We start from the raw sequence: 20,772 nt of genomic DNA, 5'->3' as shown, positions 1-20,772 counted from the left end.
ATGTGTATAAGAGACAGGTCCGCGGCCCCTCCAGGCCCTCGACGCCGCTCTCCGGGGCGCCCGCTCCCGCAGGCCCCACCCGCCCGCATCGCGAAACCAGTCGCCGACCCACCGCCCTCCTCCCATACGCTTGTGCCGTGACCCCCGCAGATCTCTCGCTCACCGTGCTGCACGCCGTGCGCCGCGCGGTCGGTGAGGGTGCGCTGCCGGGGGTCGGGGTGCCCGAGCGGGTCAAGGTCGAGCGGCCGCGGGCCGGCGGGCGCGGGGACTACGCCACCAACGCCGCGCTCCAGCTCGCCGGGCCCGCCGCGCTGCCCGCCCGCCGCGTCGCCGAGATCCTGCGCGACCGCCTCGCCGGCGCCCCCGGCATCGCGGACGTCGAGATCACCGGGCCCGGCTTCCTGAACTTCACCCTGCGGGCCGGCACCTCCCGTGCCCTGGTCGCCGCGATCCTCGCCCAGGGGCGCCGGTACGGGCACGGCGACGCGCTCGCCGGGCAGGTCCTGCAGTACCACCACCGGCGGGAGGTCCGCGCCGCCGTCGTCACCCAGGTGGTGGCCCGCCTCCAGACCGCCCAGGGCGCGCGCGTCCGCGTCAGCTGCGACGCCGTCGACCCCGCCTGGGCGGCGCTCGGCGTGCGCGTCGACGCCGAGGGCACCCCGCCCGTGCCGCTACGCGAAGCCGTCCGGCCCGTGCCCGTCACGTACGACGTCCACCCCCTCGGCCGCGACGCCGCCCGCTGGGCGCTGCTGCGCCCCGCTGCGCACGACCGCGTCGCCGGGCCCGGCGGCCTGCTCGTGCAGAGCGAGGCCAACCCCCTCTTCACCGTGCGGTACGCGCACGCCCGTACCCGCGCCCTGCTCCGCAACGCCGCACAGCTCGGTATCACCCCCGCGTACGACGACGACGTCGACGCGGGCCCCCTCCTCACGGCTCTCGGCGACCACCCCGCCGTCCTCGAAGCAGCCGCACGCCACCGCGCCCCCGACCGGGTCGCCCGGCACCTGGAGGCCACCGCCGACGCGTTCCTGGGGTTCCAGCACACCGTGCTGCCCCTCGGCGACGAGAAACCCTCGGCCGCCCACCGCTCCCGGCTCGCCCTCGCCGAAGCCGCCGGGACGGTGCTGGCCGGCGGCCTGGACCTGCTCGGCATCAGCGCCCCTGACTACTTGTGAGAGAGAAATGAGCCGTTCCGCACACCCCGCCGGGCCCCGTCACGCCGATGTCCTCCCCGAGGGCCACTACTCCGCCCCGCCCGCCGACCTCAACCGGCTCGACGAGAAGGTCTGGTCCCGCACCGTCAGCCGCGACGAGGACGGCGTGGTCACCCTCGGCGGGATCCCCGTCACCGCGCTCGCCGAGGAGTTCGGCACCCCCGCCTACTTCCTCGACGAGACCGACTTCCGCGCCCGCTGCCGCGCCTGGGCCGACGCCTTCGGCGAGGACGCCGACGTCTTCTACGCCGGGAAGGCGTTCCTGTCGCGCGCCGTCGTCCGGTGGCTCCACGAGGAGGGGCTCAACCTCGACGTGTGCTCGGGCGGCGAGCTGACCACCGCCCTCGACGCCGGCATGCCCGCCGAGCGCATCGCGTTCCACGGGAACAACAAGTCCGCGGACGAGATCGAGAAGGCCGTACGCGCCGGTGTGGGGCGGATCGTGCTGGACTCCTTCCAGGAGATCGTCCGCGTCGCGCACATCGCGCAGTCCCTCGGCACGCGCCAGAAGGTGCAGATCCGCGTGACCGTCGGCGTCGAGGCGCACACCCACGAGTTCATCGCCACCGCCCACGAGGACCAGAAGTTCGGCATCGCGCTCGCCGGCGGGCAGGCGGCCGAGGCGGTCCGCCGCGCCCTGAAGCTCGACGGGCTGGAACTCATCGGCATCCACTCGCACATCGGCTCGCAGATCTTCGACACCTCCGGGTTCGAGGTGGCAGCCCACCGCGTGATCGGCCTGCTCAAGCAGATCCGCGACGAGCACGGCGTCGAACTGCCCGAGATCGACCTCGGTGGCGGCCTCGGCATCGCGTACACCGCCGCCGACGACCCCCGTGAGCCGCACGAGATCGCCAAGGCGCTGCGCGACATCGTGACCCGCGAGTGCGAGGCGGCGGGGCTGCGGACGCCCCGCATCTCCGTCGAGCCCGGGCGTGCCATCGTCGGGCCGACCGCCTTTACGCTGTACGAGGTCGGCACCATCAAGCCGCTCGACGGGCTGCGGACGTACGTGAGCGTCGACGGCGGCATGTCGGACAACATCCGCACCGCGCTGTACGACGCCGAGTACACCGTCGCCCTGGTCTCGCGCACCTCCGAGGCCGAGCCGATGCTGTCCCGCGTCGTCGGCAAGCACTGTGAGAGTGGCGACATCGTCGTGAAGGACGCGTTCCTCCCCGCCGACCTCGCCCCGGGCGACCTGATCGCCGTGCCGGCCACCGGCGCGTACTGCCGCTCCATGGCCAGCAACTACAACCACGCACTTCGCCCGCCCGTCGTCGCCGTCGCGGACGGCACGGCGCGGGTGATCGTCCGGCGTGAGACGGAGGAAGATCTCCTGCGTCTCGATGTCGGCTGATGAAATAGATGTCTCATAATCCGGACGGAAGGTAGAAACTGCCGTCCGGTGAGTGAGACTGGATCGCACTCAAGCTGTAGAGGAAACGAGGTCGGATGATGCGTACGCGTCCGCTGAAGGTGGCGCTGCTGGGCTGTGGAGTGGTCGGCTCAGAGGTGGCGCGCATCATGACGACGCACGCCGACGACCTCGCCGCGCGCATCGGCGCCCCGGTCGAGCTCGCCGGGGTCGCCGTCCGCCGGCCCTCCAAGGTGCGCGAGGGCATCGCGCCCGAACTGATCACCACCGACGCGACGGCCCTGGTCAAACGGGGCGACATCGACGTCGTCGTCGAGGTCATCGGGGGCGTCGAGCCCGCCCGTACCCTCATCACCACCGCCTTCGAGCACGGCGCGTCCGTCGTCTCCGCGAACAAGGCGCTGCTCGCCCAGGACGGCCAGAGCCTCTACGCGGCCGCCGAGGAGCACGGCCGCGACCTGTACTACGAGGCGGCCGTCGCCGGCGCCATCCCGCTGATCCGCCCGCTGCGCGAGTCCCTCGCCGGCGACAAGGTCAACCGGGTGCTCGGCATCGTCAACGGCACCACCAACTTCATCCTCGACAAGATGGACACCTCCGGTGCCGGGTACTCCGAGGCGCTGGACGAGGCCACCGCCCTCGGGTACGCCGAGGCCGACCCGACCGCCGACGTCGAGGGCTTCGACGCCGCCGCCAAGGCCGCCATCCTCGCCGGCATCGCCTTCCACACGCGCGTGCGCCTCGACGACGTGTACCGCGAGGGCATGACCGAGGTCACCGCCGCCGACTTCGCCTCCGCCAAGCGCATGGGCTGCACCATCAAGCTGCTCGCCATCTGCGAGCGCGCCGCCGACGGCGGGTCCGTCACCGCGCGCGTGCACCCGGCGATGATCCCGCTCAGCCACCCGCTCGCCTCCGTCCGCGGCGCGTACAACGCCGTCTTCGTCGAGGCCGACGCGGCCGGGCAGCTGATGTTCTACGGACCCGGTGCCGGCGGTTCGCCGACCGCGTCCGCCGTCCTCGGCGACCTCGTCGCCGTCTGCCGCAACCGCCTCAACGACGCGACGGGGCCCGGCGAGTCCGCGTACACCCAGCTGCCCGTGAGCCCCATGGGCGACGTGGTGACGCGGTACCACATCAGCCTCGACGTGGCCGACAAGCCGGGCGTGCTCGCCCAGGTCGCGACGGTCTTCGCCGAGCACGGCGTATCCATCGATACGGTGCGCCAGCAGGGCAAGGACGGCGAGGCATCCCTCGTCGTCGTCACCCACCGCGCGCCCGACGCCGCCCTCTCCGGGACCGTCGAGGCGCTGCGCAAGCTCGACACCGTGCGCGGTGTCGCCAGCATCATGCGTGTTGAAGGGGAGTAAGGACCCATGACCAGGACCCACCAGTGGCGCGGCATCATCGAGGAGTACCGGGACCGCCTTCCGGTCACGGACACGACGCCGGTCGTCACGCTCCGTGAGGGCGGCACGCCGCTCGTCCCGGCCCAGGTCCTCTCCGAGCGCACGGGCTGCGAGGTACACCTCAAGGTCGAGGGCGCCAACCCCACCGGGTCCTTCAAGGACCGGGGCATGACCATGGCCATCACCCGGGCGAAGGAGGAGGGCGCGCAGGCCGTCATCTGCGCCTCCACCGGCAACACCTCCGCCTCGGCGGCCGCGTACGCCGTCCGCGCCGGGATGGTCTCCGCCGTCCTGGTGCCGCAGGGCAAGATCGCCCTGGGCAAGATGGGTCAGGCGCTGGTGCACGGCGCGAAGATCCTCCAGGTCGACGGCAACTTCGACGACTGCCTGACGCTGGCCCGCGCCCTGTCCGACAACTACCCGGTCGCGCTGGTCAATTCGGTCAATCCGGTCCGCATCGAGGGCCAGAAGACCGCGGCGTTCGAGATCGTGGACATGCTGGGCGACGCCCCCGACATCCACGTCCTGCCCGTCGGCAACGCCGGCAACATCACCGCGTACTGGAAGGGTTACACCGAGTACGCGGGCGACGGCATCGCCACCCGCAGGCCGCGCATGTGGGGCTTCCAGGCGTCCGGCTCCGCGCCGATCGTCCGTGGCGAGGTCGTCAAGGACCCGTCGACGATCGCCACCGCCATCCGGATCGGCAATCCGGCCTCCTGGCAGTACGCGCTCGCCGCGCGCGACGAGTCCGGCGGGTTCATCGACGAGGTGACGGACCGTGAGATCCTGCGCGCCTACCGCCTGTTGGCCTCCCAGGAGGGCGTCTTCGTCGAGCCCGCGTCCGCCGCGTCGGTGGCGGGTCTGCTGAAGGCCGCCGAGCAGGGCAAGGTCGACCCGGGCCAGACCATCGTCTGCACGGTCACCGGCAACGGCCTGAAGGACCCCGACTGGGCGGTCGCCGGAGCGCCCCAGCCGGTCACCGTGCCCGTCGACGCGGCCACGGCCGCGGAGCGGCTCGGCCTGGCGTGAAACCGGCCCACGGGCGCCTCCGGGCGCCCGTGGACGGCGCCCCGGACGCCTGAGGGCGGCCACTGGGCCGGTGCCCCGCGGCGGCCCGTGCCGCACCACCCGCGGGCCTGGCGCGGAACCGCCCGGGACGGCGTCCCGGCACCGCCCGCCCGCAGGTCCCCGGCGTGGTGCCCCACGTGGGACCTGGCGCGAAAGCGGCGTACCGGCACACCGCCGGGCCGGGCCGGAGCCGCACGCCGAGCGGCACCGGACGAAGGAGCACGGGCGGGCTCGCGACACGCATCGTGCGCCTCCTGTGCGCCCTATGTCGCCACAGAACCTTCCTTCGATAGGCTGTACTGAACCCCCCGCCGCAGATGCCCCGCATATGCGCGGTGCTGTTGCCGTTGATGCCGATGCGGCCCCTGGGTCTCCGTACACCTCGTACAACCCCCGTCGTCAGAGTCAAGGAGAGTCATCGAGCGATGGCCGGTCCCGCGTTCCGCGCCGCCGCCGTCCGGGTGCGCGTTCCCGCCACCAGCGCCAACCTCGGCCCGGGCTTCGACGCCTTCGGCCTGTCGCTGGGGCTGTACGACGACGTCGTCGTCCGGGTCGCCGACTCCGGGCTGCACATCGACATCGCCGGCGAGGGCGCCGAGACGCTCCCTCGCGACGAGAGCCACCTGCTCGTCCGCTCCCTGCGCACGGCGTTCGACCTGCTCGGCGGGCAGCCGCGCGGCCTGGAGGTCGTCTGCGCCAACCGCATCCCGCACGGGCGCGGCCTCGGCTCCTCCTCGGCCGCCATCTGCGCCGGCATCGTCGCCGCCCGCGCGGTGACCATAGGCGGCGACGCCAGGCTCGACGACGCCGCCCTGCTGGAGCTCGCCACCGAGATCGAGGGCCACCCCGACAACGTCGCGGCCTGCCTGCTCGGCGGCTTCACCCTCGCCTGGACCGAGGGGGGCTCGGCCCGGGCGATCAGGATGGAGCCCTCGCATTCCATCGTTCCGGTGGTTTTCGTGCCCGGGAAGCCGGTGCTCACCGAAACGGCCCGCGGCCTGCTGCCGCGCACCGTCCCCCATGTGGACGCCGCGGCCAACGCCGGCCGGGCCGCGCTCCTGGTCGAGGCCCTGACCCGGCGGCCCGAGCTGCTTCTTTCGGCCACCGAGGACCGGCTCCACCAGGAGTACCGGGCCCCCGCGATGCCCGAGAGCATCGCGCTTGTGAACCGACTGCGCGCGGACGGCGTCCCCGCGGTCATCTCCGGTGCGGGCCCCACGGTGCTCGCGCTGGCCGAGGACGGCGCGGCGGAGAAGGTCGCGCGACTCGCGGGCGAGGGCTGGGCGGCCAACCGGCTCACCCTCGACGTCTCCGGGGCGAGCGTCCTGCCGCTCGCTCCGTAGAACTCCGCGGTACACGGATTGCCGGTGTTGGAGAGGGGGAATGTTTGTTGGAGCCGGTAGTGTTAACCTCAAGTCTGCACCCGACGTCTTTGTGGCGCGGTGCTGAGTGTCCCCCTCCGGGACCACCATTCTTCCGGGAGCCTCCTCCACTGCCTGAGCAGCCTGCCTGAGCAGTTTCGAGCACGCTCCGGAACCGGCGCGCGACACCCCTCGCTTTTCCCAGGAGCGGGCCGAGCAGGGGGCCTCGGGCCGGACCCAAGCACGTATTTCCCTTCCGCCGTACCCCGGCGGGACCACCGCCCCGACCCGGTCCGCACACAGATCAAGGACCGCAGTCGGACAGCACAACCGGTCGCCGAGCCAGAAGGCCGACGTCCGCTCCAGGGAAGGACCCTTCGTGAGCGACACCACCGATCTGATGGGCGTGACTGCCGACAGCAGCGTCGACACCCCCGCGCCCGCCGCAGGTGCTGCCACTGGCACCACCTCACGGCGCCGCCGCTCCGGCACCGGCCTCGAGGGCATGGTCCTGGCCGAGCTGCAGCAGGTCGCGTCCGGCCTCGGCATCAGGGGCACCGCGCGGATGCGCAAGAGCCAGCTGATCGAGGTCATCAAGGAGGCGCAGGCCGCCGGAGGCACCTCCGCGCAGGCGGGCACCGCCGCGTCCGGCGCCGCCGAGACCAAGCCGAAGCGCCGCGCCACCTCCAAGGCCCGTACGGGCGACGACGCCGCCAAGCCCGCCGAGAAGGCGGAGGAGAAGGCCGGCAAGGCCGACGCGGCCCCCAGGACCGTCAAGGCGGGCCAGCCGGTCGCCCAGCAGCAGATCGAGATCCCCGGCCAGCCGTCCCCCAAGCAGTCGGCCGCGGCGGAGCAGGCCGGCGCCGGGGACGACCAGTCCGCGGGCGAGCGCCGCCGCCGCCGGGCCACCGCGCCGGCCGGCAGCCCCGAGGGCGACACCCGTACGGACGTCCGCACCGAGGCCCGCACGGACACCCGGACCGAGGCCAAGGCCGACACCCGGACCGAGGCCCAGCCCGACACCAGGGCCGAAGGCGCCGTCGAGACCGCCGAGGGCGGCCGTCGTGACCGCCGCGACCGCGGGGAGCGGGGCGACCGCGGCGACCGCGGCCGTGACCGCCAGCGCGACCGCCGCGACCGCGGCAAGGGCGACGACCAGCAGGGCGGCGGTCAGCGCCAGCAGCGCCAGGGCGGCCCGCAGGCCCAGGGCGGCCCGCAGGACGACTTCGACGAGGAAGGCGGCCGCCGGGGCCGCCGCGGCCGCTACCGCGACCGCCGGGGCCGTCGCGGACGCGACGACTTCGCGACCGGTGAGCCGCAGGTCTCCGAGGACGACGTCCTGATCCCCGTCGCGGGCATCCTGGACATCCTCGACAACTACGCGTTCATCCGGACCTCCGGCTACCTGCCCGGCCCGAACGACGTGTACGTCTCCCTCGCCCAGGTCCGCAAGAACGGCCTGCGCAAGGGCGACCACGTCACCGGTGCCGTGCGCCAGCCCAAGGAGGGCGAGCGCCGCGAGAAGTTCAACGCGCTGGTCCGCCTGGACTCGGCCAACGGCATGGCCGCCGACTCCGGCCGCGGCCGCCCCGAGTTCAACAAGCTGACCCCGCTCTACCCGCAGGACCGCCTGCGTCTGGAGACGGACCCGGGTGTGCTGACCACGCGGATCATCGACCTCGTGTCGCCGATCGGCAAGGGCCAGCGAGGCCTGATCGTGGCCCCGCCGAAGACCGGCAAGACCATGATCATGCAGGCGATCGCCAACGCGATCACCACGAACAACCCCGAGTGCCACCTGATGGTCGTCCTCGTCGACGAGCGTCCGGAAGAGGTCACCGACATGCAGCGGTCGGTCAAGGGCGAGGTCATCTCCTCGACCTTCGACCGCCCCGCCGAGGACCACACCACCGTCGCCGAGCTGGCCATCGAGCGCGCCAAGCGCCTCGTCGAGCTGGGTCACGACGTGGTCGTCCTGCTGGACTCCATCACCCGCCTGGGCCGTGCGTACAACCTCGCGGCCCCCGCCTCCGGCCGCATCCTGTCCGGTGGTGTCGACTCGACCGCGCTGTACCCGCCGAAGCGCTTCTTCGGTGCCGCGCGCAACATCGAGGACGGCGGCTCGCTGACCATCCTGGCCACCGCGCTGGTCGACACCGGCTCGCGCATGGACGAGGTGATCTTCGAGGAGTTCAAGGGCACCGGCAACATGGAGCTCAAGCTCGACCGGAAGCTCGCCGACAAGCGCATCTTCCCGGCCGTCGACGTCGACGCGTCCGGTACGCGCAAGGAGGAGATCCTGCTCGGCAGCGAGGAGCTCGCGATCGTCTGGAAGCTGCGCCGGGTGCTGCACGCGCTCGACCAGCAGCAGGCGATCGAGCTGCTGCTGGACAAGATGAAGCAGACGAAGTCGAACGCCGAGTTCCTGCTCCAGATCCAGAAGACGACCCCGTCGGCCGGAAACGGCAACGACTAGGCGCCCGGCGCACCGCACCAGGCCCGCCCCGTTACCCAAGTGACGGGGCGGGCCTGGTGTTTGTAGGATCGGGCAGCTTGTACGATCAGGCAGCCGTCCCCCACGCGGTCCCCCCCCACTTCCTCGCAGCCTCTTCCCGACTGGAGACACGCGTGCGCGCTTCGCGCCATGGCAGACCCGTCCACCGGGTCCGCAAACTGATAGCCGCCGCGGTGGCCGCCGTCGCCCTCGGGGCCGGCGCTTTCGCGATGACGGCCCAGGCGTCGGAAGACGCCCCCACCGACAAGTACCGCGCCCCCAAGGGCTACACGACGGTCTCCGAGCCGTCGGCCCAGCAGCGGATCATCGGCGGCACGGACACCACGTTCAGCAAGGCGCCCTACATGGTGCAGCTGCTGTACGACGTCTACGGTGACGGCTACCTGTACTTCAACTGCGGCGGCACGCTCGTGGCCCCCAACAAGGTGCTCACGGCCGCCCACTGCATCCGCCCGTCCTCGGCGGAGACCTACAACTACCCCGCCAAGGGCCTGATCCTCGGCGGTACGGCACTGGTCGGCGGCGGCCCCAACGACGAGGGCACCGCCGTCAACGTGAGCCGTGTCTGGATCCACCCGGGCTGGAACCCGGACGCCGGCTCCCAGAACGACATCGCCGTCATGACGCTGTCCAAGCCGCTGCCGTACGCGACGCTGCCGATGGCCGGCCCCGAGGACGCGGCCTCGTACGCGCCCGGCACGCAGGGCATCGCGCTCGGCTGGGGCCTGACCTCCGGCACCGGCAACGAGCTGGCCAGCACCCTCCAGCAGGTCACGCTGCCGCTCAACGCCGACAGCGCCTGCCAGGAGAACCTCGGCGAGTTCGGCTACACCAGCAACGGCACCATGCTGTGCGCCGGCCAGCAGGGCACCGGCAGCGACGCCACGGGCAAGACCACCTGCCCGGGCGACTCCGGCGGCCCGCTGATCGTCAAGGGCAAGATCGTCGGAATCGTCTCGTGGGGCGTCGGCAGCGACGTCGAGCACTGCAACATGCAGGGCTACTACGAGGCGTTCACCAAGGTCTCCTCGTACAAGGGCCAGGCCCAGGGCCGGGTCGACGACACCGACCTGAGCCGTGACGGCCGCGCCGACCTGTTCGCGCGCACGTCCGCGGGCGCCGACTACAGCTTCAACTCCAACGGCGTCGCCTTCGCCGGCAAGTACGCGGTCTCCGGCTCCTACACCGCCTACAACCTGGTCGTCCAGACCGACCTGAACCGTGACGGTCTGCAGGACTTCGTGGCCCGCAAGACCTCCAACGGCGAGCTGTACTGGATCCGCCGCACGCTCAGCAGCACCACCTACAGCGCGGTGCGCATCGCCACCGGGTACGGCTCCTACCGCGCGATCCTCGCGCCGGGCGACGTCACCGGTGACCGCAAGCCCGACGTGGTCGGCGTCTCCAGCTCCGGCGTCCCGGTCGTGCTGCCCGGCAACGGCAACGGCACCGTCGGCACCGTGCAGGTCGTCGGCTCCGGCTACAGCCGCTTCAACGCGGTGCGCGGCCACGGCGACTTCACCAACGACGGCCGCACCGACCTGGTCGCCCGTGAGTCGTCCTCCGGGGCGCTCTACCTGATCCCGGGCACCGGCAGCGCCTCCGCGCCGTTCGGCACCCCGGTCCGGGTCGCCGAGGGCTGGTCGTCGTACAACGCCATCGCCTCGCTCGGCGACGTCTCCGGCGACGGCATCGCCGACCTGGTGACGCGCAAGTCGGACGGCACCCTCCAGCTGCACCGCGGCACCGGCCAGTCCGGTACCGGGATGCTGCGGGCGCCGATCCAGGCCGGCACCGGCTTCGGCAGCTTCAACCTCTTCGGCTGAGAGATCCTGGTCACAGCCCCGCCCCCGTGGCGCGGCCCCGTGACCGCCCCGGGCCCCGTGCGGGCCCGGCCGGCGAAGACGCAGGTGGGGGAGGGGACACACCGCCCCTCCACCACCGTCCGTGCCCACCGCGCACCGCGCGGTGGGCACGCGCGTTTTCTCAAGGACTTCTCACGGTGCTGTGCAACCCTGTGGCCCGCTCGCCCGTCTGACGCGGCAGGGGTGAGTGCGACGACGAGGACTGAGGAGACCATGGCCCAGCAGGACAGCAGCAGCCGAATACGTGCCACCGGACGCCGTCGCAAGCCGCCCGCCAAGGGGCGCAGAGCGCTCACGATCGCCGCCTGGTCGGCGGCCGGACTGGTGGTCGTCGGCGGGTCCGGGCTCGGTTACGCGTACGTCAAGCTCAACGGCAACATCGAGAGCGTCGACATCAACGCCCAGCTCCGGGACGACGAGCGCCCGGAGAACGTCGACAACGGCTCCCTGGACATCCTCGTCCTCGGCTCCGACACCCGCTCCGGCGCCAACGCCGCGTACGGCCGCGACGAGGGCGTCGCCCGCTCCGACACCGCGATGATCCTGCACGTCTACGAGGGCCACCGGAAGGCCAGCGTGGTCTCCGTCCCCCGCGACACGCTCATCGAGCGCCCCGACTGCGCCGACAAGAGCGGCGCCACCGTCCCCGGGCAGCGCAGGGCCATGTTCAACACGGCGTACGAGGTCGGCGGGCCCGCCTGCGCGGTCAAGACCGTCGAGGCGATGTCCGGCATCCGCATGGACCACTACATCGAGGTCGACTTCACCGGCTTCAAGAAGCTCATCGACGAACTCGGCGGCGTCGAGGTGACGACCACCGAGCCGATCAAGGACGACAGCAGCCACCTCGACCTGGCGGCGGGCCCCCACACCCTCAGCGGCGAGCAGGCCCTCGGCCTCGTACGCACCCGCAAGGGTGTCGGCGACGGCAGCGACCTGGGCCGGATCCAGCTCCAGCAGGCCTTCATGAAGGCCTTCATCGACCAGGTCAAGAGCGTCGGCGTCTTCAGCAGCCCCCAGAAGCTCTGGGGCCTCGCCGACAGCGCCACCAAGGCGATCAGGCCCGACTCCGAGCTCGACTCCGTCAAGGAGCTCGCCGACTTCGCGCGCGGCCTGCAGCAGCTGGGCGCCGACGACGTCCACATGGTCACGCTGCCCGTGCAGTACGACCCGGCCGACCTCAACCGCGTCATCCCGCTGGAGGCCAAGTCCCGGCAGGTGTGGACCGCCCTGCGGCAGGACCGGCCGATCCCCGCCTCGGCGACGAAGGACACCGCGACGGGGCGGGCCCAGGGCGTGGTGAAGTAGCCGCCGGGAAGGCCGCCGGCCCCGCCCCGGGAAGGCCGCCGGCCCGGCCGGAATAGATCGGGCCCCACCCCGGTTTTGGGAGATGCGGCCGGTCCTGGCAGACTGGTACGTCGGCCCCGGTTCACGCACGGGCATCCCGCCCGGGCGACCCGGCGCCCTCCCGAAACTAGGAGACACCTTGAAGCGCGACATCCACCCCGAGTACGTCGAGACCCAGGTGAGCTGCACCTGCGGCGCGTCGTTCACCACCCGCAGCACGATCCCGAACGGCACCATCCGTGCCGAGGTCTGCTCCGAGTGCCACCCGTTCTACACGGGCAAGCAGAAGATCCTCGACACCGGTGGCCGCGTGGCCCGCTTCGAGGCCCGCTTCGGCAAGGCTGCCGGCTCCGCCAAGAAGTAGCGAGCCACTGCGCCGGTCTCCGGCCGCCCCGGTGTGGGGTGGCCGGGACCGGCGCTTTGCCGTCTCCCGCAGCAGCCACCACCCGCGTACGAAACCAGGAGCCCCCGATGTTCGAGGCGGTCGAGGAACTGATCGGCGAACACGCCGATCTCGAGAAGAAGCTCGCCGACCCTTCGGTCCACTCCGACCAGGCCAACGCGCGCAAGCTGAACAAGCGCTACGCCGAGCTGACCCCGATCGTCGCCACGTACCGCACCTGGAAGCAGACCGGTGACGACATCGAGACGGCCCGTGAGCTGGCCGCCGACGACCCCGACTTCGCCGCCGAGGTCAAGGAGCTGGAGAAGCAGCGCGAGGAGCTCACGGACAAGCTCCGCCTGCTGCTCGTCCCGCGCGACCCCAGCGACGACAAGGACGTCATCCTGGAGATCAAGGCGGGCGCGGGCGGCGACGAGTCCGCCCTGTTCGCCGGCGACCTGCTGCGCATGTACCTGCGGTACGCCGAGCGCGTCGGGTGGAAGACCGAGATCATCGACGCCACCGAGTCCGAGCTGGGCGGCTACAAGGACGTCCAGGTCGCCGTGAAGACCAAGGGCGGCCAGGGCGCCACGGAACCCGGCCAGGGCGTGTGGGCCCGGCTGAAGTACGAGGGCGGTGTGCACCGCGTGCAGCGCGTGCCCGCGACCGAGTCCCAGGGCCGCATCCACACCTCCGCCGCCGGTGTCCTGGTGACCCCCGAGGCCGAGGAGATCGAGGTCGAGATCAACCCCAACGACCTGCGCATCGACGTCTACCGTTCCTCCGGCCCCGGCGGGCAGTCCGTCAACACCACCGACTCCGCCGTCCGCATCACCCACCTGCCGACCGGCGTCGTCGCCTCCTGCCAGAACGAGAAGAGCCAGCTCCAGAACAAGGAGCAGGCCCTGCGTATCCTGCGGTCCAGGCTCCTCGCCGCCGCGCAGGAGGAGGCCGAGAAGAACGCCGCGGACGCGCGCCGCAGCCAGGTGCGCACCGTGGACCGGTCGGAGAAGATCCGTACGTACAACTTCCCGGAAAACCGGATCTCGGACCACCGGGTGGGCTTCAAGGCGTACAACTTGGACCAGGTGCTCGACGGTGACCTGGACGCCGTGATCCAGGCCTGCGTGGACGCCGACTCGGCGGCCAAGCTCGCCGCCGCGTAAAGCCATATCCCTGTACGGAGGACCAGCGTGAACCTGCTGCTTGCCGAGGTGGCCCAGGCCACCCAGCGGCTGGCCGACGCCGGCGTTCCCTCACCGCGCTTCGACGCGGAGGAGCTCGCCGCGTTCGTGCACGGCGTCAAGCGGGGAGAGCTGCACACCGTCAAGGACGCCGACTTCGACGCCCGCTACTGGGAGGCGGTGGCACGCCGCGAGGCCCGCGAGCCGCTCCAGCACATCACCGGGCGCGCGTTCTTCCGCTACCTGGAGCTCCAGGTGGGTCCGGGCGTCTTCGTACCCCGCCCGGAGACCGAGTCCGTGGTCGGCTGGGCCATAGACGCGGTACGGGCGATGGACGTCGTCGAGCCGCTCATCGTGGACCTGTGCACCGGTTCCGGCGCCATCGCGCTCGCCATGGCCCAGGAGGTGCCGCGCTCGCGCGTGCACGCCGTGGAGCTGTCCGAGCAGGCCCTGGTGTGGGCGCGCAAGAACGCCGAGGGGTCCAGGGTCACCGTCCACCACGGCGACGCCCTGACCGCCCTGCCCGAGCTCGACGGCCAGGTCGACCTGGTCATCTCCAACCCGCCCTACATCCCGCTCACCGAGTGGGAGTACGTCGCGCCCGAGGCCCGCGACCACGACCCGGAGATGGCGCTCTTCTCCGGCGAGGACGGCCTCGACACGATCCGCGGCATCGAACGCACCGCCCACCGCCTGCTGCGTCCCGGCGGCCTCGTCGTCGTCGAGCACGCCGACACGCAGGGCGGCCAGGTCCCGTGGATCTTCAACGAGGAGGCCGGCTGGACCGATGCCGCCGACCACCCGGACCTGAACAACCGCCCGCGCTTCGCGACCGCACGCAAGGCGACGCCATGACGAAGCACGTGTACGAGGAGGCCTGCTAGATGGCTCGGCGATACGACTGCAACGACGCGACCGACCGCACGACCGGCCTGCGCGAGGCCGCGTCCGCCGTTCGGCGCGGAGAGCTCGTCGTGCTGCCCACCGACACCGTGTACGGGATCGGTGCGGACGCCTTCAGCGCGGAGGCCGTCGCCGACCTGCTGGAGGCCAAGGGGCGCGGGCGCAACATGCCCACCCCGGTCCTCATCGGGTCGCCGAACACCCTGCACGGTCTGGTCACCGACTTCTCCGAGCAGGCGTGGGAGCTCGTCGACGCGTTCTGGCCCGGCGCGCTGACGCTCGTCACCAAGCACCAGCCGTCCCTCCAGTGGGACCTGGGCGACACCCGCGGCACCGTCGCGATCCGGATGCCGCTGCACCCGGTCGCCATCGAGCTGCTCACCGACGTCGGCCCGATGGCTGTGTCGTCGGCCAACCTGACCGGGCACCCCGCGCCCGAGGACTGCGACGCCGCGCAGGGCATGCTCGGCGACTCGGTGTCGGTGTACCTGGACGGCGGGCCCACCCCGGGCAACGTCCCGTCCTCGATCGTCGACGTCACCGGCAAGGTGCCGGTCCTGCTGCGCGCGGGCGCACTGTCCGCGGACGAGCTGCGCAAGGTGGTACCCGATCTCGAGGTGGCCAATTGACCGCCCCTGAGGGGCGTGGCATAGGCGGCACGGAGAACACCTTCCGCATCCTCCACGTCAGCACCGGCAACGTCTGCCGCTCGCCGATCACCGAGCGGCTGACCCGCCACGCCCTCAGCGACCGCCTGGGCGACCCCCTGGGCGGCGGCCTGATCGTGGAGAGCGCGGGCACCTGGGGCCACGAGGGTGCCCCCATGGAGGCCAACGCCGAGCTGGTCCTCGCCGACTTCGGCGCGGACCCGAGCGGCTTCGTGGGCCGTGAGCTGCTCGACGAGCACGTCATCCGCGCGGACCTCGTGCTGACGGCGACCCGCGACCACCGGGCGCAGGTCATCTCGATGGGCCACAGCGCGGGGCTGCGCACCTTCACCCTGAAGGAGTTCACCCGCCTCGTCCGGGCGATAGACCCGGCGACGCTGCCGGACCCCCTGACGGACGGCGTGGTGGAGCGCGCCCGCGCCCTGGTCCGCGCGGCGGCGGCCCTGCGCGGCTGGCTGCTGGCACCGAGCGCGGAGGCCGACGAGGTGAACGATCCTTACGGGGCGCCGATCACGTTCTTCCGCTCGATCGGCGACGAGATCCAGCAGGCGCTGGACCCCGTGGTGACGGCCATGACGGGTGTGCCGACGCGGCGGTGACCGGAGCGGGTGTCACGACGGGGCGCGCGGGGGCGCGGGGGCCTACATTGGAGCTGACGGGGCCCGTCCACGCCTGGAGCCACTGATGTCGGTCACCGCTGCTGCCACCGGCGCGCATCCCGCCGCGTACGGTCCGGACGCCGACGCGCTGCGCCGGCAGGACCCCGAGATCGCCGACGTCCTGACCGGGGAGACGCAGCGGCAGGCCGAGGGCCTGCAGCTGAACGCCGCCGAGAACTTCGTCTCGCCCGCCGTGCTCGCCGCGCTCGGCTCGCCGCTCGCCAACAAGTACGCCGAGGGCTATCCCGGCAGCCGCTACCACGGCGGGTGCGAGTACGCCGACACCGCCGAGCGGATCGCCGTCGAGCGGGCGGCCGCGCTCTTCGGCGCCGAGCACGCGAACGTCCAGCCGCACTCCGGCTCGTCGGCCGTCCTCGCGGCGTACGCGGCGCTGCTGCGCCCCGGGGACACCGTGCTGGCCCTGGGCCTGCAGTACGGCGGGCACCTGACGCACGGTTCGCCCGCCAACTTCTCCGGGCGCTGGTTCGACTTCGTCCCGTACGGCGTGGACGCCGAGACCGGGCTGATCGACTACGAGCAGGTCCGCGTCCTCGCCCACGAGCACCGGCCGAAGGCGATCGTCTGCGGCTCGATCTCGTACCCCCGGCACATGGACTACGCCGCCTTCCGCGAGATCGCCGACGAGGTCGGGGCGTGCCTGATCGCGGACGCGGCGCACCCCATCGGGCTCGTCGCGGGCGGTACGGCCCCCAGCCCGGTGCCGTACGCCGACGTCGTGTGCGCGACCACGCACAAGGTGCTGCGCGGGCCCCGCGGCGGCATGGTGCTGTGCGGGGCGGAGCTCGCGGAGCGCATCGACCGCGCGGTGTTCCCGTTCACGCAGGGCGGCGCGCAGATGCACACGATCGCGGCGAAGGCGGTGGCGTTCGGCGAGGCGGCCGGCCCCGCGTTCGCGGCGTACACCCGCCGTGTGGTGGCGAACGCGCGGGCGCTCGCGGACGCGCTGGCCGGCGAGGGGTTCGCGATCACCACCGGCGGCACGGACACCCACCTGATCACCGCCGACCCGGCACCGCTGGGTGTCGACGGACGGGTCGCCAAGGCCCGTCTCGCGGCCTGCGGCATCGTGCTGGACACCTGTGCCCTGCCGTACGGCGACGGGCGCGGCATCCGGCTCGGCACGGCCGCGGTGACCACCCAGGGCATGGGCGGCCCGGAGATGGAGCGCATCGCCGGGCTGTTCACGGAGGCGCTGGGCGCCGACGCCGACGCGGTGGGCAGGATCCGCACCGGCGTGCGTGAACTGGCCGGGAACTTTCCCCCGTATCGGGGGTAGCGGGGCGCGACCGTGCGGCCGTGGAACCGGGACGGCCCCCCTGGTGTCCTTCAGCACAGGTCCACCGGGACTAGGGTGTGGGGCTGAGATGGCCAGCGATTCCTGTGGGGCAGCCCGTGCGTGATTACCTGCTGACGCTCTGTGTCACGGCCGCGGTGACCTATCTGCTGACCGGTCCGGTGCGGAAGTTCGCCATCGCGGCCGGCGCGATGCCGGAGATCCGTGCCCGGGACGTGCACCGCGAGCCGACGCCGCGGCTCGGCGGCATCGCCATGTTCTTCGGGCTGTGCGCGGGCCTGCTGGTCGCGGACCACCTGCAGAACCTCAACAGCGTCTTCGAGCTGTCGAACGAACCACGGGCGCTGCTGTCCGGTGCCGCGCTGATCTGGCTGATCGGCGTCCTGGACGACAAGTTCGAGATCGACGCGCTGATCAAGCTCGGCGGCCAGATGATCGCCGCAGGCGTGATGGTGATGCAGGGTCTGACGATCCTGTGGCTGCCCATCCCGGGTGTCGGCACGGTCGCGCTCACGCAGTGGCAGGGCACGCTGCTCACCGTCGCGCTGGTCGTCATCACCATCAACGCGGTGAACTTCGTCGACGGCCTCGACGGGCTGGCGTCCGGCATGGTGTGCATCGCCTCGGCGGCGTTCTTCCTGTACGCGTACCGCATCTGGTTCAGCTACGGCATCGAGGCCGCGGCGCCCGCGACGCTCTTCGCCGCCATCCTCATGGGCATGTGCCTGGGCTTCCTGCCGCACAACATGCACCCCGCCCGGATCTTCATGGGCGACTCCGGGTCGATGCTGATCGGCCTGATCCTCGCCGCCTCCGCCATCTCGATCACCGGCCAGGTCGACCCCGACGCGCTGAAGATCTTCGAGGGCTCGACCCGCCAGGCCACGCACGCCGCGCTGCCGGTCTTCATCCCGCTGCTGCTGCCGCTGACCATCATCGCGATCCCGATGGCGGACCTGGTCCTGGCGATCGTGCGCCGCACCTGGAACGGGCAGTCGCCGTTCGCCGCGGACCGCGGCCACCTGCACCACCGGTTGCTGGAGATCGGGCACTCGCACAGCCGCGCGGTGCTGATCATGTACTTCTGGTCGGCGCTGATCGCCTTCGGCACGCTGGCGTACTCGGTGCACTCGGCGTCGATGTGGAGCGTGCTGGTGATCGTCGTGCTGAGCGCGATCGGGCTGGTGCTCCTGCTGCTGCCCCGCTTCACGCCGCGCGCCCCGCGCTGGGCCGAGTCGTTCGTCCCGCCGCGCTACCGGCGCCGGAGGACGGCTCCCGCCGCGGAGCCGTCGTCCTCGCCGGGGTCGGGCGAGGGGGCCGACGGGGAGCCGGAACGCGTGCCGGTGCCGGCGGGTGTCAACGGGGCGACCGCCCTCGGTGCCCGTTCCGCCGTCCACGACCGGCGGAAGGCCGGAACGCGGAGTTGACGAACTCCGCAGAGGGGTCCATTACCAGACAAAGGACCCCGCTGTCGTGCACACACGCGCAGGGTCACTCTCATGTGTGAGAGTCAGCACACCTCTGGGTAAAGACCTATTCAAATAGTTTGTGATACCGTTCACGAGTACCCGGCGACAGCGCCGAAGGACCGCAGTGCGACGGTTCGTTGGCCCCGAGACCACACCTCGGACCGGGCTTACGCTCGTCCATGACGACACCACTGCCCCCACCAGCAAGCGGAGATGCCGCCATGCCGTCCAACGACGCCCGCACCCTCCTGCACACCGCCGTACCCGCCTCTGTCGCCGGCGCCGTCGCGACCGTCGTCAGCGGCGTGGTCGCCGGTGGCAAGGGAGCCGTCGGCGCCGTCGTCGGCACCCTCGTGGTCGTCATCTTCATGGGCATCGGGCTGGTGGTGCTCCAGCGGACGGCGAAGTCGCTGCCGCAGCTGTTCCAGGCCATGGGTCTGATGCTCTACACGGCCCAGCTGCTCGTGCTCTTCATCTTCCTGACGTTGCTCAAGGGCACCACGCTGTTCGACTTCAAGGCCTTCAGTCTCACGCTGCTCGCGACGACCGTCGTCTGGGTCGCGGCGCAGGCGCGTGCGTACATGAAGGCCAAGGTCCTCTACGTCGAGCCCGAAAAGACGGGATCCACGACGTGAGAGGTAGGGCCGGGATAAATGCGTGTTCGGGATGCTGCTATCGTCCGGTGCCAACTGCGGCACTGCGGGCGCGGGCATCCGAGCTGACGCCTGTCCCAGCGCGAGGCTCGACGCCGAACCGCCGCCCCCTTATCCGTAAGACCAGTCCAGTGCCGAACCGCGGCTGCGTGCCGCGCCGACACAACGAGGTTGCCGTACCTATGCGCCACGCTGAAGGAGCCCGCGGTGAGTGCTGACCAGACGCTTGCCTTCGACCCGAGCTGTCACATCTTCACCGGATGCGGCTTCCCGGCGCCGGGCCTCCACACGTTCATGTACGAGCCCATCGCCACCATCGGCGGCTTCGAGCTGACCAAGCCGATGCTGCTGGCCCTGCTCGGCTCGATCCTGATCGTCGGGTTCTTCTGGGCCGCCTTCGCGAAGCCGAAGCTGGTCCCGGGCAAGCTCCAGATGGTCGGCGAGGCCGGGTACGACTTCGTGCGCCGCGGCATCGTCTACGAGATCATCGGCAAGAAGGACGGCGAGAAGTACGTCCCCTTCATGGTGTCGCTGTTCTTCTTCGTCTGGGTCATGAACCTCTGGTCGATCATTCCGCTCGCCCAGTTCCCGGTCACCTCGCTGATCGCCTTCCCGGCCGGCCTGGCCCTGATCGTCTACGTGATGTGGGTCAGCCTCACCTTCCGCAAGCACGGCTTCGTCGGTGGCTGGAAGAACATCACGGGTTACGACAAGTCCCTCGGCGCGATCCTGCCGCTGATCGTCTTCCTCGAGTTCTTCTCGAACCTGATCATCCGGCCCTTCACCCACGCGGTGCGACTGTTCGCGAACATGTTCGCCGGTCACCTGCTGATCGTGATGTTCTCGCTCGCGAGCTGGTACCTCCTGAACGGCATCGGCATCGCCTACGCGGCCACGTCGTTCGTCATGGTCGTCGTGATGACCGCCTTCGAGCTCTTCATCCAGGCCGTCCAGGCGTACGTCTTCGTTCTGCTGGCCTGCAACTACGTGCAGGGCGCGCTCGCCGAGCACCACTGATCGGCCCGGCCCCCAGCCACCCCAAACCACCAGACGTCCGGTGGCCAACCCCCACCGGATCCTTGAAAGAGAAGGAAGAACCGGCATGTCCGCTCTCGACAACCTCGCCGCTGTCACCGGAAACGTCGCCTCCATCGGCTACGGCCTCGCGGCCATCGGCCCCGGCGTCGGCGTCGGCATCATCTTCGGTAACGGCACCCAGGCCCTCGCCCGCCAGCCCGAGGCGGCCGGTCTGATCCGTACCAACCAGATCATGGGTTTCGCCTTCTGTGAGGCGCTCGCCCTCATCGGCATCGTCATGGGCTTCGTCTACCCGTCCGCCTGATCCGGACCGGCAGACCAACCCCTTTCACGGAAGGCAC

18 protein-coding genes are annotated in these 20,772 nt (G+C 71.4%); all 18 read left to right on the top strand.

All coding sequences use genetic code 11. The features are described from left to right. Window positions 1-137 precede the first annotated feature (137 nt). The 18 genes from nrtL (at window position 138) to atpE (ending at window position 20,735) form a co-directional block, all read left to right on the top strand. Window positions 138-1,175 (top strand): ArgS-related anticodon-binding protein NrtL, encoded by a 1,038-nt coding sequence (nrtL, locus tag IH00_RS0115425; RefSeq protein ID WP_031073839.1) that lies wholly within the window; start codon window positions 138-140, stop codon window positions 1,173-1,175. Window positions 1,176-1,182: 7 nt separating this feature from the next. Next, on the top strand, window positions 1,183-2,574 hold the full coding sequence (lysA, locus tag IH00_RS0115420) for a diaminopimelate decarboxylase (RefSeq protein WP_031073837.1): 1,392 nt from the start codon (window positions 1,183-1,185) through the stop codon (window positions 2,572-2,574). Between the two features lie 98 nt (window positions 2,575-2,672). After that, a complete protein-coding gene (locus IH00_RS0115415; RefSeq protein WP_031073834.1) occupies window positions 2,673-3,962 on the top strand; it encodes a homoserine dehydrogenase in 1,290 nt (429 codons plus the stop codon). 6 nt (window positions 3,963-3,968) lie between these two features. Then, window positions 3,969-5,033 carry a threonine synthase gene (gene thrC, locus IH00_RS0115410; protein ID WP_031073832.1) on the top strand — a complete coding sequence of 355 codons (1,065 nt, stop codon included), beginning with the start codon at window positions 3,969-3,971 and terminating at the stop codon, window positions 5,031-5,033. A 464-nt stretch (window positions 5,034-5,497) separates the two neighbouring features. Further along, window positions 5,498-6,415: a homoserine kinase gene (thrB, locus tag IH00_RS0115405; RefSeq protein WP_031073830.1), complete on the top strand. Its 918-nt coding sequence runs from the start codon at window positions 5,498-5,500 to the stop codon at window positions 6,413-6,415. Between the two features lie 397 nt (window positions 6,416-6,812). Then, entirely contained in the window at window positions 6,813-8,909 is a 2,097-nt protein-coding gene (gene rho, locus IH00_RS0115400; protein WP_031073828.1) for a transcription termination factor Rho, read from the top strand. A gap of 152 nt (window positions 8,910-9,061) precedes the next feature. Then, window positions 9,062-10,774 (top strand): trypsin-like serine protease, encoded by a 1,713-nt coding sequence (locus tag IH00_RS0115395; protein ID WP_158827817.1) that lies wholly within the window; start codon window positions 9,062-9,064, stop codon window positions 10,772-10,774. Window positions 10,775-11,026: 252 nt separating this feature from the next. Then, the gene (locus tag IH00_RS0115390; RefSeq protein ID WP_031073823.1) at window positions 11,027-12,121 is read left to right on the top strand and encodes an LCP family protein; all 1,095 of its coding nucleotides are present in this window, start codon (window positions 11,027-11,029) and stop codon (window positions 12,119-12,121) included. A 178-nt stretch (window positions 12,122-12,299) separates the two neighbouring features. Beyond that, complete coding sequence (rpmE, locus tag IH00_RS0115385; RefSeq protein WP_031073822.1) at window positions 12,300-12,524, top strand: 50S ribosomal protein L31; 225 nt, start codon at window positions 12,300-12,302, stop codon at window positions 12,522-12,524. Window positions 12,525-12,631: 107 nt separating this feature from the next. Then, on the top strand, window positions 12,632-13,708 hold the full coding sequence (prfA, locus tag IH00_RS0115380; RefSeq protein ID WP_031073821.1) for a peptide chain release factor 1: 1,077 nt from the start codon (window positions 12,632-12,634) through the stop codon (window positions 13,706-13,708). Between the two features lie 27 nt (window positions 13,709-13,735). After that, complete coding sequence (gene prmC / locus IH00_RS0115375; protein ID WP_031073820.1) at window positions 13,736-14,581, top strand: peptide chain release factor N(5)-glutamine methyltransferase; 846 nt, start codon at window positions 13,736-13,738, stop codon at window positions 14,579-14,581. Between the two features lie 29 nt (window positions 14,582-14,610). Continuing rightward, on the top strand, window positions 14,611-15,258 hold the full coding sequence (locus IH00_RS0115370) for an L-threonylcarbamoyladenylate synthase (protein WP_031073819.1): 648 nt from the start codon (window positions 14,611-14,613) through the stop codon (window positions 15,256-15,258). Next, the gene (locus IH00_RS0115365; RefSeq protein WP_031073818.1) at window positions 15,255-15,896 is read left to right on the top strand and encodes an arsenate reductase/protein-tyrosine-phosphatase family protein; all 642 of its coding nucleotides are present in this window, start codon (window positions 15,255-15,257) and stop codon (window positions 15,894-15,896) included. Before IH00_RS0115370 ends, IH00_RS0115365 begins: the two co-directional genes overlap by 4 nt. Window positions 15,897-15,981: 85 nt before the next feature. Beyond that, the gene (glyA, locus tag IH00_RS0115360) at window positions 15,982-17,253 is read left to right on the top strand and encodes a serine hydroxymethyltransferase (protein ID WP_031073817.1); all 1,272 of its coding nucleotides are present in this window, start codon (window positions 15,982-15,984) and stop codon (window positions 17,251-17,253) included. 116 nt (window positions 17,254-17,369) lie between these two features. After that, window positions 17,370-18,698: an MraY family glycosyltransferase gene (locus IH00_RS0115355; RefSeq protein WP_031073816.1), complete on the top strand. Its 1,329-nt coding sequence runs from the start codon at window positions 17,370-17,372 to the stop codon at window positions 18,696-18,698. A gap of 263 nt (window positions 18,699-18,961) precedes the next feature. Then, on the top strand, window positions 18,962-19,375 hold the full coding sequence (locus IH00_RS0115350; protein WP_031073815.1) for a Cg1360 family ATP-synthase-associated protein: 414 nt from the start codon (window positions 18,962-18,964) through the stop codon (window positions 19,373-19,375). A 225-nt stretch (window positions 19,376-19,600) separates the two neighbouring features. After that, a complete protein-coding gene (gene atpB, locus IH00_RS0115345; RefSeq protein WP_031073814.1) occupies window positions 19,601-20,410 on the top strand; it encodes a F0F1 ATP synthase subunit A in 810 nt (269 codons plus the stop codon). Between the two features lie 85 nt (window positions 20,411-20,495). Continuing rightward, complete coding sequence (gene atpE, locus IH00_RS0115340) at window positions 20,496-20,735, top strand: ATP synthase F0 subunit C (RefSeq protein WP_031073813.1); 240 nt, start codon at window positions 20,496-20,498, stop codon at window positions 20,733-20,735. The last annotated feature ends 37 nt before the right edge of the window (window positions 20,736-20,772 follow it).

It is taken from the genome of Streptomyces sp. NRRL S-118 (assembly GCF_000716335.1).
GTDB lineage: Bacteria > Actinomycetota > Actinomycetes > Streptomycetales > Streptomycetaceae > Streptomyces.
Note: the sequence above shows the minus strand (reverse complement) of the source record. Positions and strands in the feature narration are given on the sequence as shown.

Excerpts from the sequence above, each read along its gene's own strand:
- IH00_RS0115390 (WP_031073823.1), top strand. The coding sequence starts at position 11,027 with ATGGCCCAGCAGGACAGCAGCAGCCGAATACGTGCCACCGGACGCCGT.
- IH00_RS0115370 (WP_031073819.1), top strand. The coding sequence starts at position 14,611 with ATGGCTCGGCGATACGACTGCAACGACGCGACCGACCGCACGACCGGC.
- prfA (WP_031073821.1), top strand. The coding sequence starts at position 12,632 with ATGTTCGAGGCGGTCGAGGAACTGATCGGCGAACACGCCGATCTCGAG.
- IH00_RS0115415 (WP_031073834.1), top strand. The coding sequence starts at position 2,673 with ATGCGTACGCGTCCGCTGAAGGTGGCGCTGCTGGGCTGTGGAGTGGTC.
- thrC (WP_031073832.1), top strand. The coding sequence starts at position 3,969 with ATGACCAGGACCCACCAGTGGCGCGGCATCATCGAGGAGTACCGGGAC.
- lysA (WP_031073837.1), top strand. The coding sequence starts at position 1,183 with ATGAGCCGTTCCGCACACCCCGCCGGGCCCCGTCACGCCGATGTCCTC.
- glyA (WP_031073817.1), top strand. The coding sequence starts at position 15,982 with ATGTCGGTCACCGCTGCTGCCACCGGCGCGCATCCCGCCGCGTACGGT.
- IH00_RS0115350 (WP_031073815.1), top strand. The coding sequence starts at position 18,962 with ATGCCGTCCAACGACGCCCGCACCCTCCTGCACACCGCCGTACCCGCC.
- thrB (WP_031073830.1), top strand. The coding sequence starts at position 5,498 with ATGGCCGGTCCCGCGTTCCGCGCCGCCGCCGTCCGGGTGCGCGTTCCC.
- atpE (WP_031073813.1), top strand. The coding sequence starts at position 20,496 with ATGTCCGCTCTCGACAACCTCGCCGCTGTCACCGGAAACGTCGCCTCC.